The sequence below is a fragment of the Kribbella sp. NPDC058245 genome (genome assembly GCF_042882005.1).
GTDB lineage: Bacteria > Actinomycetota > Actinomycetes > Propionibacteriales > Kribbellaceae > Kribbella.
The window spans coordinates 1-13380 of record NZ_JBHVWY010000020.1; the positions used below are offsets into that span (position 1 = coordinate 1).

The window sequence follows — 13380 nt, forward strand, 5'->3', positions numbered from 1 at the left end:
CCGGAGGCGGTCGAGTCCCCTGCAAGCCAGGTAGGCGACTCGGCCGGCTATGTCTCGCTGTGGCTGAGCATGTCTGCGGCCGATCAAAAGACGGGGTGGCTGGGCCAGGCGGTGGCTGAGGGGGATGGCGAGGCCGCGACCGGGGCTCACCCTTGCCTGTGGCTGACGGGCTACGGTTGCGGTCCGGGAAGGCGCCGCGACCGGGTTCACCCTTGCGTGTGGCTGACGGGCTGTGGTTGCGGTTCGGGAGAGGCGCCGCGATCGGGGTGACGTTGGCTGTGGTTGGCGGAGTGTGGTTGCGGTTCGGGAAAGGGGGCTCTGGGCAACTGTCTGCGCCGGAGCAACCGGCCGCGTTCTCACGCTAGGAAGGTCGGCGGGTGTCGCGCGGGGGTGCTGGAGAGAGGCTAGCGAGATGATGCGGCGACCCAAGGAGGCGTTGGCTGGGGGTGCTTGGGTCAGGGCTGGGTGGTGGGTGCTTTGCGGCGGCCGTAGGTGCGGAGGGCTCGGAGGAGGTCGACTTCGCGGAAGGCCGGCCAGTAGAGGTCGCAGAACTCGATGTCGGAGCGGGTGGCCTGCCAGAGCAGGAAGTCCGACATTCGGAGCTCGCCGCTGGTGCGGATGACCAGGTCGGGGTCGGGGAGGCCGGGCACGTGCAGGTGCCGGCTGATGTCGTCTTCGGTGAGGTCGGCGGCAACGTCGGTCAGGTCGCGGCCGGCTTCGGCTGCCTCGTCGAGTACGCCGCGGATCGCGTCGAGCACCTCGAGGCGGCCGCTGTAGCCGATGGCAATCGTCAGATCACCGGCGCCGACCCGGTCGCGGGTGGCCTCGACCGCCTCCTTCAGGGCCCGGGCGGTCGAGTCGGGGAGCAGGTCCAGTTGCCCGGCGACATGCAGTCGCCAGCGGTGATCCCGCCGTACATGGTCAGCGAGGACGGTCTCTGTGAGCTGCATGAGGTAGTCGACCTCGGCCGAGTCGCGGCGCCGGATGTTGTCGGCGGAGGCGACCCACGCGGTCACGCAGTTCACGCCCGCGGCGGCGCACCAGGTCAGGAACTGCTCAAGGTGCTGCGCGCCAAAACGATGACCGAGCCGTACGTCGTCCAGTCCGGCCCGGCGTGCCCAGCGGCGGTTGCCGTCCATCACGATGGCGATGTGCCGCGGCTGCGGGAGACCGGTCAGCTGACGGCGGAGTCGGCGGGTGTAGAGACCGTAGAGAGGGTTCATCAGCTGGTCGCACTCGTCAGTACGTCGGCCAGGTCGAACTTCACCGGCTCTTCCAGCTGTTCGTAGGTACAAGACTCCGGCGTACGGTCCGGGCGCCAGCGAACGAACTGAGCGGTGTGACGAAAGCGCACACCCTCCATGTGGTCGTACCGCACCTCGACGACGCGCTCCGGGCGCAGGGGAGTGAATGAGAGATCCTTCCCGGCCTGCCAGCGACTACCTTCGGCGTTGCGCGGCGTCCGGGTGCCTTCCTCCTGCTTCGCCCACGCCCAGGGGTGGTCGTCGAACGTGGTGACCAGCTCCTGCATCTCCTCGAACAGTTCCTTACGCCGCTCGAGAGGGAAGGCGCCGATCACGCCGACGCTGGCGAGCGTGCCGTCGGCGTTGTGGAGACCGAGCAGCAGCGAGCCGATCCGGTCGGGACCGCTCTTGTGCAGGCGGTACCCGGCTACCACGCAGTCCGCCGTACGCTCCGGCTTCACCTTGAACATGGTCCGCTTGTCCGGGATGTAGAGCCCGTCGAGAGGCTTCGCGATCAGCCCGTCCAGCCCGGCGCCCTCGAACTGCTCGAACCACTGCCCGGCCGTGTCGTGGTCGCTGGTGGCCGGCGTGATGTGGATCGGTGCCTTCGCGTCCGCGAGCGCCCCCAGCAACGCCGTACGGCGCTCTGCGAACGGGCGCTCGGTGAAGTCCTCGTCACCAAGCGCCAGCAGGTCGAAGGCGACGAACCGCGCCGGCGTCTTCTCCGACAGCATGTTCACCCGGCTCGCCGCGGGATGAATACGTTGCTGCAACGCCTCGAAGTCGAGCCGGTCACCGGACTCGCCGATCACGATGATCTCCCCGTCGATCGCGCAGCGCTCCGGCAGATTCGCCTTGATCGCCTCGACCAGCTCCGGGAAGTACCGCGTCATCGGCTTCTCGTTCCGGCTCCCGATCTCCACCTCGTCCCCGTCCCGGAACACGATCGACCGGAACCCGTCCCACTTCGGCTCGTAACTGAGATCCCCGCGCGGAATCCCCTTCACAGGCTTCGCGAGCATCGGCTTCACCGGCGGCATCACAGGCAGGTCCATGTGGCCATTCTCACCCACCCTCAACTCCCGGGCGATTCACCGCGTCCTACCGGGTGAACAGATGTTGACCAACTCGGGAGGTTGATCATGCACATCAACGGTCAGAAGAAACTCCTTGGTACGGCGGCCGCACTCGTGGTGACCATGCCGTTCGTGCTCGGTAGTGCTGCGCCGGCGACGGCTGCGGTTTCGTGTGGGAAGTCCGTGGCGAACGTCGATGCGGTGACGTACGCGGACCGGCTCGTTCGGGCGTGGGGCAGCGGTGAGCAGGCTGCTACGTCCTGTTACGCCAGTACGGCGGCCGCTCACGCGCTGACCGCGCAGGCGACACCGGGCGGGATCCACTGGCGTCGTACCGGCACTGAAGGCGCGGCCGGGACGATCTACGTGACCTACCACGACGACGCTCGCGGCGGGAACCTCACGGTCGGCGTTCAGAACGTCGGGCTGCGGGGTGTCGGCGGCTGGCATGCCGCGACGAGCGCCAAGTTTGTCGGCGAGCCGAAGGCGTACGGCGCCTTGGACTGGTCGGACAACCTGATCCGCGCCTGGGGCCGCGGTGACACGAAGTGGATGGCGTACTACGCCACCCCGGACGTCACGAAGGCACTCACGAAGATCTCGAAGACCGGTGGCTCGCACTGGCGCCGGATCGCGGCCGACGCGGGCGCAGGCTCGACGTACGTGACCTACAAGAACGACGTCACTGGTCACCAGTTGGTGGTCGGCGTGTCGAACGTGGGGCTGGTCCAAGGTGACGCCCACGCGGCCGACCGCGTGCAGTACAAGTAGGGCACGACCCGCGAGGTCTGTGGACAGTGAGCCGGTCCGCACGGACAATTTCGTTCATGAGTCCGCTCCCGCTCACGAACGCGCGTCCGTCCGACGCCGAGCGTGATCACGCGCTCGCCGTGCTGCGCGACGGCGCCGGTTCGGGCCGGCTGTCGCACGACACGTTCATCCGCCGGATGAACTTCGTGCTGCACGCGCAGAGCCGGGGCGAGCTCGACTCGGTCCTGACCGACCTGCCCAAGCCCGAACCGCGATTCGCCGGCTGGATGCGCTCCGTGCGCACCCGGCTGGCGCGGGCCGACGTCTGGCGTCGCCTCGAGGATCTGGTCGGGATCCCGCTGGCCCGGCGGGAGCTCCTCGTCGTACCGGTCGCTCAGCTCGCACTACCTCCGGCCGGTTCGCCGACCGTCCGGATCGGCCGCGGCGACGGCGCCACCCTCCGCCTCGCGGACGTCTCGGTCTCCCGGCACCACGCCGAGCTCCGCCACGTCGGAGACGGCTGGATGGTCCGCGACCTCGGTTCCATGAACGGCACCGAACACAACGGCCGTCGCATCACCACACCGGTCCGCGTCCGCCCAGGCGATCAGTTGAGCTTCGGCGCCGTCACCTTCGTCCTCACGTGGAGCGACGACTCCCACTAACGTGGGGCGGCGGTTTGCCTCGTCGGGGTGATCGTGATCATGTCCGCGCGCCGACCCGACCGATACCCGATCTTTCTACTTGATGGGCATTGTCCCGCAGACGTTGCCGCCCTTCTGGGTGAAGCTGCCGTCCTTGTTCTTCGCCCAGAACTGCAAGCAGATCAGGTCGCCGACGGCGAAGTCCTTGTTGACCTCGAAGCGGTGCTCGACTTCGCCCTTCACCGTGTCACCGGTCCGCTTGTATCCGTGCGGACCGAAGATCTGAAAGAACCCTATGCCGGTGTCGGACAAACCGTCGTAACGCACTCCGAGCACGTCGTCGACGTGCAGGTTCTTGCCGTACATGGTGTTGCACAGCGACTGATTGTGGTTGCAGGCCCCGGCGCGGTTGGCAGACGCCGGCGCGGCCATCGCCACGGCAATCGCTGCGGTGACGCCGACCATTGCCACACCGCGATAGACCACCTGTCGGACAAGGTTCATGTATTCCTCCGCTCGGCGGCTCCCGGTCGGTCCGGGGCCCTGTCGGAGCCTACGTCGATTGTTGCCGGATGCATCGTTCAGAGCCTTGCAACAAAGTGCAAATTGCGGGACTCAACCTTCTCTGCGTCGCACCACATCTAAGGGATGCTGCCCGGTTTCGGGCGGCGTCTGGGGACGCGTGGAGGAAGAGATGAAGCAGCGCTGGTTGGCGGTCGCCGTGGCGGTGGCTGTTGCGGGGCAACGGTCGGGGTGGTGGCGGCCGGGAGTGGTGCGGATGCCGCTCAGGACGCCGGTACGGCGAAGTTGCCGGTGGGGGCGAAGGACAGGGTGGTGACGTTGATCACCGGGGACAAGGTGATTCTGCGCGACGGCGATCCGGCGAAGGTCCGGATCGAGCGCGGCCCGGGCCGGGACCACGTGGTGTTCTCGACTCAGCGCTCAGGTGGGAAGCTCGTCGTGATGCCGTCCGATGTGACCTCGGACGTTGCCGCGGGCAAGCTTGACCGACGGCTGTTCGAGGTCTCGACACTGCTGAAGTTCGGGTACGACGACGCGAAGACGCAGTCCACCCCGTTGATCATCTCGTACGGCGGTGCCCGGGCGACGTCGTTGCGCTCGGCAACCGTTCGTCAGGAGCTGCCCGCGATCGACGGAGCGGCGGTGTCGGCACCGAAGACCGGCGACTTCCTGCACCAGTTCGGAGCGCGGTCGGCGAATCCGGTCGCGACGATCTGGCTCGACGGCAAGCGCCACATCACCCTCGACCAGAGTGTTCCGCAGATCGGTGCACCGGCGGCCTGGAAGGCGGGCTTCACCGGCGAAGGCATGACGGTTGCGGTCCTGGACACGGGGATCGATGCGACCCACCCGGACCTCAAGGGCAAGATCGTTGCCGAGAAGAACTTCACCACCGAAAATGCGAACGACAACATCGGCCACGGCACGCACGTCGCCTCGACGATCGCCGGTACCGGCTCCGCGTCGAAGGGGAAGTACAAGGGCGTCGCGCCGGACGCGAAGCTGCTCGACGGCAAGGTCTGCTCGGGCGACGACTGCCCGGAGTCCGAGATGCTGGCCGGGATGCAGTGGGCCGCGGTCGATCAGAAGGCCAAGATCATCAACATGAGCATCGGTGGCCCGGACACCCCGGACATCGACCCGCTCGAAGAGGCCGTCAACCGGCTCTCCGCCCAGACCGGCGCCCTGTTCGTCATCTGCGCGGGCAACGAGGGCGAGGATGGCGGCAAGGTCGACTCACCTGGTAGCGCCGACGCGGCGCTCACGGTCGGTGCCGTCGACAAGAAGGATCAGTACGCGCCGTTCTCCAACCCTGGCCCGCGTGTCGGCGACGGCGGGCTCAAGCCGGACATCACGGCACCGGGCGTCGACATCGTGGCCGCGAAGTCCAAGGACTCGACCATCGGGGATCCGGTCGGCAAGTACTACCTCAAGATGAGCGGTACGTCGATGGCGACGCCGCACGTGGCCGCTTCAGCCGCGCTCCTGCTGCAGCAGCACCCGACCTGGACCGGGCCTGAGCTCAAGTCGGCACTGATGGGTTCGGCGAAGGCGCTGCCGAAGCAGACCGTGTTCCAGCAGGGTGCTGGGCGCGTCGACGTTGCAAAGGTGATCACGCAAACCGTGGTCGCGACAACGGGCAGCCTGTCGTTCGGGACCCAGTTTTGGCCGCACACCAACGACGAGCCCCTGGTGAAGGACCTCGAGTACCGCAACTTCGGAACCAAGCCAGTCACGCTGACGCTGACCAGCAGCGCCACCAAGACCTTCACGTTCAGCCCGACGACGCTGACGATCCCGGCCGGTGGCACCGGCACGGTCAAGGTCACCGCGGATACGCGCAAGGCCGCGATCGGCATGTACACCGGTCGTCTCGTGGCGACCGGCGGCGGTCAGACGGTCGGGACGCCGTACGCGATCGAGAAGGAGCAGGAGAAATACGATGTCACGATCAAGCACCTGCTCCCGAATGGTCAGCCGTCGGACAACTACGTGACCGGGATCGTCAACGTTGCCAACGGCAAGATCACCGAGGTCTTCCACGGCGCGGACGGTGTCGCGAAGGTGCGGCTGCCGAAGGGCCGGTACGTCGTCGACGCCACCATCAACGGGGACGCGGACCAGCAGTACCGCCTGGTCTGGCCGATGCTGAACCTCGACCACACGGCCGATCTGGTCGCGGACGCGCGGCTTGCGAAGCCGTTTGGGATCAAGCTGCCGAAGCCGGACGCCAAACTGACCGAGCTGCAGGTCGGCTACTCGCTGACCTATCCGGGCGGCGTGTTCGAGGGTGCGAACAGCACCTCCGACCTGAGCAAGCTGTACGCCGCCTCGCTCGGCACCCCCGCTTCGACGAAGGACTTCGTCGCCTACTCGTACTCCCGCTGGGGCAAGCAGGACAAGGACGGCCAGTTCATCGACTCGCCGTACAGCTACAACTTGATGCAAGGCGTCCGCGGTCGCTACCTCACCGGGTACAACCGGGTCGTCGACCAGAAGGCGCTGGCCACAGTGACCTCGCAGCACACCGCGGGGCAGCCGGGTGGCGTCGCGACGGATCTACGCATGGGCGGTCTGCCCGGCATGCAGCAGCCGACCGATCCTGAGCCCTTCTTCTACCACCTGCCAGCGAAGACTGTGCAGTACTTCGACGCCGGCGCCCGCTGGTCGGCCAACATCGACCAGGACCGGATCGAGAAGGGCGAGCTGGATCCCCTCGTGACCTGGCTGTCGGAGACCACCTACCGGCGCGGCAAGGCTTATCAGGAGCGGTGGGGTGCGTCTGTCGCGGCTCCGTCACTCAACGGCCGCACCAGCCGGACCGGGAACGAGATGTTCCTCGATGTGAACCCCAATACCGATCAGGACGGGCACCCCGGTGCGTCGGCCAACGAGAGCGGCACCTACAGCACGCGGTTGTTCCGCAACGGCAAGCTCGTCTCGACGGATGACACGCAGATCGACGTACCGGCGGCCAAGTCGTCGTACCGGCTGGAGAACACGCAGAAGGTTCCGGCGATGCAGCTCTCCACGCAGCTGAGCAACGTCTGGACGTTCACCTCGGCGACCACCGGCAAGAAGATGCTTCCGCTGCCCTTGTGGGGCGCGCAGTTCAAGCCCGCCGTCGACCTGAACAACTCGGTCAAGCGGACGGCGACCACCAACCTGCCGTTCGTGGTCAAGTACCAGCCGAAGGCACCGGTCGGCGCGCTGAAGAGCGTGCAGGTCTGGATCTCCGGTGACGGCGGGAGGACCTGGACGAAGGCGTCCGTTGTGTCCAGGCGCAAGGGCAACTATGTGGCGTCCTTCAAGACGCCCGCGAAGACGATCGCGCTCAAGTCGGTCGTCACCGACAAGGCCGGCAACACCGCCACGCAGACGGTCACCAACGCCTACCGGCTGCGCTGATCAGCCCGGATCGATGACGGTGGGGTGGGCCTCGGGACGCCCGCTCCACCAGGAACGGGCGGTCGCGTGTTCGGCGATGGTCTCGCGGTAGGTGTCGACGAAGGTCTGGTGGATGGCGTTGACCGTTTCCTGACTCACGTTGTCGACGCGCCAGCGCAAGGTACGGCGCCAGGACAGGGGCTGGCCGGCCAGCGGTTTCACGACGGTGCGGGGGAGCTCCCGCACCGTCGGGGCGCACAGGCAGATGCCGCGGCCGGCGCCGATCAGCTGCTCGATCTCGTTCGTGTCGAGGTTTCCGTAGCGGAACTGGGGCGTGAAGCCGGCGTCCTCGCAGACCTCGCGCAGGTACGCGAGCTCGCCGTCCTCCTTGCCGGCCGGCGGGCAGATCCAGACATCGTCGGCCAGCTCGACGAGCTTCACCTCGTCGGCACCGGCGAGATGGTGATCGGCGGGGAGCGCGATCCCGAACGGTTCGGGGAAGACCATCGTCTGCTCCCGGATCCCTTGCGGGCACGGTGGCGCGTAGGCGTCCTCGGCGCGGCCGATCATCGCGATGTCGAGGACGTCGGCGGCCAGGAGCTCGGTCAGTACGGCGCTCGACGAGTCCACCTGAGTCGCGATCTCACGGCCGGAGAGCGCTCTCTCGAGGCGCGACAGCCAGGCGCCGAACATGACTGTGCGCGACGAGCCGAGCCGGAGCGTGCCGGTGCCGGAGGTATAACGCCGGCTCGAACCGACCAGCTCGTCCATGTCCGCGAGCATCGCCCGCGATCTGCTCAGCACGTGCTTACCCAGCGGAGTCGGTACGACGCCGGTCGTGGCGCGCTCGAACAGGGACCCGCCGACCGCCTCCTCGATGCGGTGCAGCTGGGCGGTCAGTGACGGCTGGGAGACGCCGAGCGCCGCCGCGGCCTTGGAAACGCTGCCCGTGTCCGCGAGCCGGCACACCACGCGGAGATGGCGAAGTTCGAGCTCCATAGCGGGGAGGTTATGCCCTGCTGGGATATCACAGCCATCACGTAGAGGTGTCAATGTCGACGGACAGAGGATGCCGGACGTTCACCTGCCTGCCCTGCAAGGAGCCGGCGTCCTCTTTCTTCCGCCACCGGCCGGACCGGACTGCAGCCCCAGCGGCCGGTGGCGGAATCACCGCCCCCATCCAGTGAGGACGTGTCCCAGTGAAACGCACTGCCCTGCGTGCAGCGACAGTCGGAGGCGTGCTGAGTCTCGCGCTTCTGACCACCGCTGTGGTCACCACCAAGCTCCCGGCGGCCACCGCCGGTGAGAGCGCAGCACCGAAGCCCGATCCGCGGGCTGCCGCGATCCGTACCGCCGACCGCCTGGTCGAGGGACGGGCCGCCGAGTTGAAGGCCGGATCTGGGGACCGGTTCATCCGTCAGCAGGACATCAGTACGCCGTGGGGTCTGAACTACGTCGCTTACCAGCGCACGTACAACGACCTCGCCGTGATCGGCGGCGACTTCGTCGTCACCACTGACAACGCTGGTCACGCGAAGAGCATCACCGTCGCGCAGCAGCGACCGATCTCCGTCGACCGCACACCCGCGGTCACGAAGGCGGCCGCCCAGAAGGCGGCGCAGAAGACGATCGAGCAGGCCGACTCCGTCCCGGGTCAGCCGACGCTGGTCGTGTACGCCGGTGGCGCCAAGCCCGTGCTCGCGTGGGAGGCCCGTGTCCAGGGTCGCGACCACGGTGAGCTCCGCCGGCAGAAGGTGTACGTCGACGCCCACACCGGCAAGGTCGTGCACAAGATCGAGGAGAGCGCAGCCGGTACCGGAACCGGTATCTGGAACGGCTCCAACCTCACCATCGGTACGACGCAGTCCGGGTCGACGTACACGATGACCGACCCGGCGCGTCCGTCGCTGCGCTGTGGCGACTCGGCGAACGGCCAGACGTACTCCGGCTCCGACGACACGTGGGGGAGCACGTCGAAGACCGACAAGGAAGCCGGCTGCACCGACGTCATGTACGTCGCCGCCGGTGAGTGGGATCTGCTGAAGAACTGGTACGGGCGCAACGGCCTGGACAACCAGGGCAAGTGGGCCGATGCCCTGGTCGGGCTCGGCGATGTGAACGCCTACTGGGGTTCGCAGTACAACTCCGACGGCGTGATCTTCGGCTACAACAACGCCCGCCAGTGGATCACCGCGACCGACGTGGTCGCGCACGAGTACGGCCACGGGCTGGACGCGTACACGCCGGGCGGTATCTCCGGCTACCCGTCGCAGGAGGCGGTCGCGGACATCTGGGGAGCGCTCACCGAGGCGTACCTGAACAACCCGAACGACGCGCCGGACTACGAGGTCGGCGAGAAGATCGACCTGACCGGCAACGGCCCGATCCGGGTGATGTACAAGCCGTCGAACGTCTCCGGGCACCCGGACTGCAACTCGAGCAGCCTGCCGAACGAGATCCACGCCTCGGCCGGCCCGATGAACCACTGGTTCTACTTGCTTGCCGAGGGCACCAACCCCGGCAACGGCAAGCCGACCAGCCCGACGTGTAACAACACGACGCTGACCGGGATCGGCATCAAGGACGCCGGCAAGCTGTTCTACAACGCGATGCTGGGCAAGACGTCGAACATGTCCTACGGCAAGTGGCGTTCGACCACTCTGACCGCCGCCAAGAACCTGGACAGCAGCTGCGCGCTGTTCGGCAAGGTCAAGGCTGCCTGGGACGCCGTGACGGTCCCGGCCCAGTCCGGCGAGGCGACCTGCGCTCCGACCGGCAACGACTTCACGATGTCGGTCTCGCCCGCGAGCGGCTCTGTGAAACCCGGAGAGAGCGCTTCCGCGACCGTGAACACGGTCATCGGGAGTGGTTCCGCGCAGGCCGTCCAGCTGACCGCGAGCGGTCTGCCGTCCGGCGCGACCGCGTCGTTCGACCCGGCCTCGATCCAGTCCGGCAACTCGTCGACGCTGAAGATCAGCACCACCTCGACGACGCCGGAAGGCGCGTACGACATCCGGATCACCGGCGACGGCGCCGACGTGGACCGGACTGCGACGTACCGGCTGACCGTCGGCGGATCCACCCCGCCCGCCGACGTACCGAACATCGATGTGGAGAAGGTGAAGGCGCACCTCGCGGCGCTGCAGACGGCGGCCGACAACAACGGCGGTAACCGGCGGGCCGGCAGTGCGGGCCACACCGCGTCGATCAGCTACATCGAGCAGAAGCTGCGCGATGCCGGGTACACGGTGGCCAAGCAGCGCTGCACCAACTGCCAGTACCCGTCGGACAACCTGATCGCCGACTTCCCCGGTGGTGACGCGAACCAGGTGATCATGCTCGGCGCGCACCTGGACAGCGTGAGCGCCGGTCCGGGCAGCAACGACAACGGTTCCGGATCGGCCAACATCCTCGAGGTCGCGCTCGCCCTGGCCCAGGCCAAGCCGACGCTGGCCAAGCACGTGCGGTTCGCCTGGTGGACCGACGAGGAGCAGGGCCTGAACGGCTCGAAGTTCTACGTCAGCCAGCTGCCGACGGCCGACCGCTCGAAGATCAAGGCCTACCTGAACTTCGACATGGTCGCGTCCACCAACGCGGGCTACTTCGTCAACAACATCACCACGGACACCGGCAAGGTGCTGAAGGCGTTCTACGACGGGCTGAACCTGGCTCCGGAGGAGAACACCGAAGGTGCGGGACGTTCGGACGACGCGTCCTTCAAGAATGCCGGGATCCCGACCAGCGGTGTCGCCGCCGGGGCGAGTGCCCGCAAGACCAGCGCGCAGGCACAGAAATGGGGCGGCACCGCTGGCTCGGCGTACGACGCCTGCTACCACTCGGCGTGTGACAAGTACCCGTCGAACATCGCGACGACGGTGCTCGACCGCAGTGCCGACGCGACGGCGTACGCGCTCTGGAAGCTGGCTGTCGGCGACCAGCCGCCGGCGGGCAACGACTTCAGCCTGAGCCTCGACCCGGCCAGTGGATCAGTTGCCCCCGGCAACTCGGTGCAGACGACGGTCAAGACGGCGACCACAAGTGGTGACCCGCAGTCGGTGCAACTGGCCGCCACCGGCCTGCCGACCGGCGCGACCGCGACGTTCTCGCCGACCAGCGTGACGTCGGGTTCGTCAGCCACGCTGACGATCGCCGCCTCGGCGTCCACGGCGGCCGGTACGTACGACATCGTGGTGAAGGGGACCGGTGCGGTCAGCCACGAGTCGACGTACCGGCTGACGGTGACCGGATCACAATCCGGCACCGTGACCGTGCAGAACCCGGGCAGCCAGTTCGGGTTCGTCGGGTGGCAGAGCTTCCCGCTCCAGGTCCGGGCGACCTCGAGCGCGGGCCTGCCGGTCACCTTCAGCGCGACCGGTCTGCCGCCCGGGCTCGTGATCAGCTCTTCGGGGTCGATCACCGGGATGCCGACCACGCGTGGCACCTTCTCGACGACCGTCACCGGTACCGATTCCGGTGGTGCCTCCGGCAAGGCGACCTTCAGCTACACCATCTATTAACAGCGGGGCCGCGGAGGAACCCACCAGGTCCTCCGCCGCCCGTCCCCGCACCGCGGCCTTCTCCTGTTGAGGTGGGAGAAGGCCGCAGTGTGCCCGGCTACAACGTCCGAAGGACCGGAGACGGGCTCTCCGGGTTTTCGGACGCTAGGCGTCCGCCCCCCGTAACGTCCGCAGGATCGGAGACGGGCTCTCCGGTTTTTCGGACGTTAGGGGAGGAGGACGACCTTGCCCACGGTTCGGCGTTCTTCGAGGGCCCGGTGAGCGGAGGGTGCCTCGGAGAGCGGGAACGTGGTCGAGAGCGCTCTCCAGCGGCCCTCGACAGTGTCGTCGAGGGCCGCGCTCTCGAATTCGCGGAGCCGGCTGCGGATGTCACCGAGGGCGGCGGTGACCGTGACGCCGCGGGAGGACAGCTCAGGGGAGTCCTCCGGCAGTGGATCGCCGCCCGACCATCCGAACGTCAGCACCCGTCCGCCGTCACCCACGAGGTCGAGTGCGAGAAGCCCGCTCGGCCCGGCGACGCCGTCCAGCATCACGGTGACCGGCCGCTCGGCCACCACCTCGTCCGTCGCGAGATCGGCTCGGAGAGCGCTCACCCAGTTCGGATCGCGGTAGTCCGCGACGTACTGGGCACCGAGGTCGCGGACCAACTGCACCTTCGCCGGTCCACCCGCGAGCCCGATGACGGTCGCGCCCACATTGCGAGCGGCTTGGATCAGGTAGGCGCCGATGCCGCCCGCGGCCGACGTCACCAGTACGACGTCCTCGGCGGAGAGCGCTGCCTGCGCCAGGATCCCCGCGGCCGTCCGTCCCGTGCCGATCGCCGCAACAGCCTGTACGCCGTCCACATGGTCAGGTAGTTCGTACAGCGACTCCACCTTCGCGACCGCCAGTTCGGCGTACCCACCCGGGACCATCCCGAGATGCACAACCACCCGCTTGCCGATCCACGCGCCGTCCACCTCCGGCCCCACCTCACGTACGACGCCGGCCACCTCACGACCGGGAATGGTCGGCAGTTCGGGAGCGGAGAAAGCGCTCTCTCCGAGATCTCCCGCGCGGAGGAATGTGTCGAGCAGATGGACTCCCGCGGCTTCGACCTGGATCAGCACCATTCCAGGACCCGGCACCGGATCCGGGGCGTCCTCGTAGCGCAGGTTCTCCGGCGGCCCGAACGCATGCAACTGAATCGTCTTCATAACGCTGAAAGCTATGACCTCAACATCACTTGAGGTCAAGCGTC

9 protein-coding genes are annotated in these 13380 nt (G+C 67.5%); 4 read left to right on the forward strand and 5 right to left on the reverse strand.

The window, feature by feature from the left end:
- Positions 1-455: 455 nt before the first annotated feature.
- Together uppS and ACFVWG_RS35625 are read right to left on the reverse strand one after the other, a co-directional pair.
- Positions 456-1223 carry a polyprenyl diphosphate synthase gene (uppS, locus tag ACFVWG_RS35620; protein WP_391547887.1) on the reverse strand — a complete coding sequence of 256 codons (768 nt, stop codon included), beginning with the start codon at positions 1221-1223 and terminating at the stop codon, positions 456-458.
- Positions 1223-2299, reverse strand: a complete 1077-nt coding sequence (locus ACFVWG_RS35625) for an ATP-dependent DNA ligase (RefSeq protein WP_391547888.1) — start codon at positions 2297-2299, stop codon at positions 1223-1225. Before ACFVWG_RS35625 ends, uppS begins: the two co-directional genes overlap by 1 nt.
- Positions 2300-2386: 87 nt before the next feature.
- On the opposite strand from ACFVWG_RS35625, the gene ACFVWG_RS35630 reads away from it, so the two are divergent.
- Positions 2387-3091, forward strand: coding sequence for a hypothetical protein (locus tag ACFVWG_RS35630; RefSeq protein ID WP_391547889.1), 705 nt, complete (start codon positions 2387-2389; stop codon positions 3089-3091).
- Positions 3092-3147: 56 nt separating this feature from the next.
- Positions 3148-3735, forward strand: a complete 588-nt coding sequence (locus tag ACFVWG_RS35635) for an FHA domain-containing protein (RefSeq protein WP_391547890.1) — start codon at positions 3148-3150, stop codon at positions 3733-3735.
- Between the two features lie 75 nt (positions 3736-3810).
- Here the strand turns inward: ACFVWG_RS35635 and ACFVWG_RS35640 are convergent, their stop codons facing one another.
- Entirely contained in the window at positions 3811-4218 is a 408-nt protein-coding gene (locus ACFVWG_RS35640; protein ID WP_391547891.1) for a hypothetical protein, read from the reverse strand.
- Between the two features lie 252 nt (positions 4219-4470).
- Between ACFVWG_RS35640 and ACFVWG_RS35645 the strand changes: the two genes are divergently transcribed.
- Positions 4471-7644 carry a S8 family serine peptidase gene (locus ACFVWG_RS35645; protein ID WP_391547892.1) on the forward strand — a complete coding sequence of 1058 codons (3174 nt, stop codon included), beginning with the start codon at positions 4471-4473 and terminating at the stop codon, positions 7642-7644.
- Here the strand turns inward: ACFVWG_RS35645 and ACFVWG_RS35650 are convergent, their stop codons facing one another.
- Complete coding sequence (locus tag ACFVWG_RS35650; RefSeq protein ID WP_391547893.1) at positions 7645-8622, reverse strand: LysR family transcriptional regulator; 978 nt, start codon at positions 8620-8622, stop codon at positions 7645-7647.
- Between the two features lie 239 nt (positions 8623-8861).
- Here ACFVWG_RS35650 and ACFVWG_RS35655 point away from each other — a divergent pair, with 239 nt between their 5' ends.
- On the forward strand, positions 8862-12140 hold the full coding sequence (locus ACFVWG_RS35655; protein WP_391547894.1) for a M28 family peptidase: 3279 nt from the start codon (positions 8862-8864) through the stop codon (positions 12138-12140).
- A 206-nt stretch (positions 12141-12346) separates the two neighbouring features.
- Here ACFVWG_RS35655 and ACFVWG_RS35660 read toward each other — a convergent pair whose 3' ends face one another.
- On the reverse strand, positions 12347-13336 hold the full coding sequence (locus ACFVWG_RS35660; protein WP_391547895.1) for a zinc-binding dehydrogenase: 990 nt from the start codon (positions 13334-13336) through the stop codon (positions 12347-12349).
- Between the last annotated feature and the right edge of the window lie 44 nt (positions 13337-13380).